Origin of the sequence: Streptomyces sp. NPDC088923, from assembly GCF_044749745.1 — a bacterium.
GTDB lineage: Bacteria > Actinomycetota > Actinomycetes > Streptomycetales > Streptomycetaceae > Streptomyces.
Genome location: NZ_JBIVIO010000016.1, coordinates 1 through 2,695, shown reverse-complemented (window position 1 = coordinate 2,695; position 2,695 = coordinate 1). Strand labels below are relative to the sequence as shown.

1 protein-coding gene is annotated in these 2,695 nt (G+C 71.9%); it reads right to left on the bottom strand.

What is annotated here, in order from left to right:
* Positions 1–2,695 (bottom strand): amino acid adenylation domain-containing protein (locus tag ACIP4O_RS30510; RefSeq protein WP_401579440.1); only part of this gene is annotated, 2,695 nt, incomplete at both ends.

Genomic DNA, 2,695 nt, shown 5'->3' with positions numbered 1-2,695 from the left:
CAGCAACGGACCGACCGACCACCCATCACTCACGATGTGATGAGCCACCAGAGCCAACGTCCACTCCCCCGGCCCCACCACGAACAACACCGCCCGGAACGGCGGCTCCGCCACCAGATCGAACGGCGCCCGCGCGACGGCGGTGATCGCCCGGTCGCACTCGGCCGGTGTCGTGCGCACGATGTCGAGGAGGGTGTCCGGCACGGGGCGGACGCGCTGCCGCGGTTCCCCGTCCACCTCGGTGAACGTGGTGCGCAGCGTCTCGTGCCGCGTGACCACGTCCACCAGGGCGCGGTCCAGCGCCTCCGTGTCGACGGCACCCGTCAGCCGGATCAGCACGGGCGCGTTGTACGTGGAGGCGGGTCCCTCGATGCGGTCGATCAGCCACAGCCGCCGCTGGGCGAAAGACAGCGGCGGTTCTTCCGGCCGCTCGGCAGCCCGGGTCAGTACGGGCCTGCGGTCGTCCGCGGTGTCGAGCCGGGTGGCCAGCGCGGCGATGGTCGGGGCCTCGAACACGGCACGCAGCGGGAGTTCGGCGCCGAAGGTGCCCCGTATCCGGCTCAGCAGCCGGGTCGCCAGCAGCGAATGACCGCCCAGCGCGAAGAAATCGTCATCAATGGTGACCGAGGCCAGCCCCAGCAGATCCGCGAACAACCCGCACAACACCGCCTCCCGCTCACTGCGCGGCGCACGACCCGCCGACAGCCCAGCGAAATCCGGAACCGGCAAAGCCCTCCGGTCCAGCTTCCCGTTCCCCGTCAACGGCAACGCGTCCAGAACCACGAACGCCGCGGGCACCATGTACTCCGGCAACACCCCCGCCACAGCAACCCGCAAAGCGGCTGCGTCGGCGGGCACTCCGTCGGCGCCCACAACGTACGCAACGAGTTGCTTGTGGCCGGGCTGGTCCTCCCGGACCACCACGGCGGCGTGCCCGACCCCGGGCAGCCGCGCGAGCACCGTCTCGATCTCGCCCGGCTCGATCCGGTGGCCGCGGATCTTCACCTGGTCGTCAACCCGTCCCGCGAATTCCAGCGCACCATCGGCACGCCAGCGCACCAGGTCCCCGGTGCGGTACATCCGCTCGCCCGGCGCCCCGAAGGGGCAGGCCACGAACCGCTCCGCGGTCAGCCCCGAGCGCCCGAGATAGCCGTGCGCCACTCCGTGACCGCCGAGGTACAGCTCACCGACGACGCCGCGCGGCACCGGATTCAGCCGGCCGTCGAGCACGTACGCGCTGTGGTTGTCCATCCCCGCGCCGATCGGCACGGACCGGCCGTCGACCTCGGCCACGGGAAAGTGGGTGGCGAAGGTCGTCGTCTCCGTCGGGCCGTACACGTTGTGGGGGGCGATCCACGGAAAGCGCCGCAGCAGCCTGCGGAACGCCTCGGGCGCCGCCGCCTCGCCGCCCGACCACAGCGCGCGCACCGATGTCAGCCCGGCGTCCGGCACCTCGGTGAGCAGGGTGAACAGGGCGGCGGTCACGAACAGGCCTGTCACCCCCTGCCCGTCGACAACCTTCACCAGTTCCGCGGCGCCGAGCGTGCCGGGGGGCGCCACGACGATCTCGCCGCCGTGCAGCAGCGGCACCCACATCTCGTAGGTGGCGGCGTCGAAGGCGTACGGGGAGTGGAAGAGCACCCGCTGCTGGGAACCGTCGCGCCACTGCCGGTCGGTGGCCAGTGACACCACATTGCGGTGGCTGACGACCACCCCCTTCGGGCGGCCCGTGGAGCCGGAGGTGTACATGATGTACGCCTCCGATCCCGCCGCGGCGGGGACCGTCGCGAACGAAGCCGGCCCACTCATACCAGCACCGTCGGTACCGGTGGAGGCACCACCGGTACCGTCCACGCCCTCGTGCGCGTCGAGGAGCGCGGCGTCCTCGGTCTCCGGGGCGCCCACCCGCAGCACCGGCAGTCCGCCGGTCGTCCGTTCCAGGACGAAGGGGTCGGCCGCGCAGGCCGCGTCGGTCAGCAGCAGGCGCGCTCCGGTGTCCTCGGCCACCAGCCGTTTGCGGCCCACGGGGAAGGCCGAGGGCAGCGGTACGTAGCAACCGCCGGCCTTGAGGACCGCGAGCGTCGCCGCGATCTGCCCGGCGGACCGCTCCATCAGTACCAGGACGCGTTCCCCCCGCCGCGCTCCGGCAGCCACGAGGGAGCGCGCGATCCGGTCCGACCAGGCATCGAGCTGGGCGTAGGTCGTGGTCGCCTCGCCGTACCGCAGGGCGGTCGCCCCTGGAGTACGGGCGGCCTGCGCGGCGAAGAGCTGCGGCAGAGTGGCCGTGTCCGGGTAGGGGGCAGCCGTGTCGTTCCACCCGGCGAGGACCTGTTCGCGTTCCTCGGGGAGGACGAGGTCGAGCTGGTGCACGGGGAGTTCGGCGTTCTCCGCCACGGTCCGGCAGAGGGCATCGAGGCGCCTGCCGAGCTGTTCGACGGTGGAGCGCTCGTAGAGATCGGTGGCGTACTCGAAGCGGGCCGTGAGCCCCGCGGGGACACCGTCCGGGTCCAGCCGCTCGAACATCTCCAGCTGGAGATCGAACTTCGCGGAACCGGTGATCACCGGCTCCCGGGTGGCCTCCGCCGTACCGAGCCGCAAGGCGCCGTCGGTGTTGTTCTGGAGGGCGAAGAGGACCTGGAAGAGCGGGTGACGGCCAAGCGACCGGGCCGGGTTCACCTCCTCGACAACCCTCTCG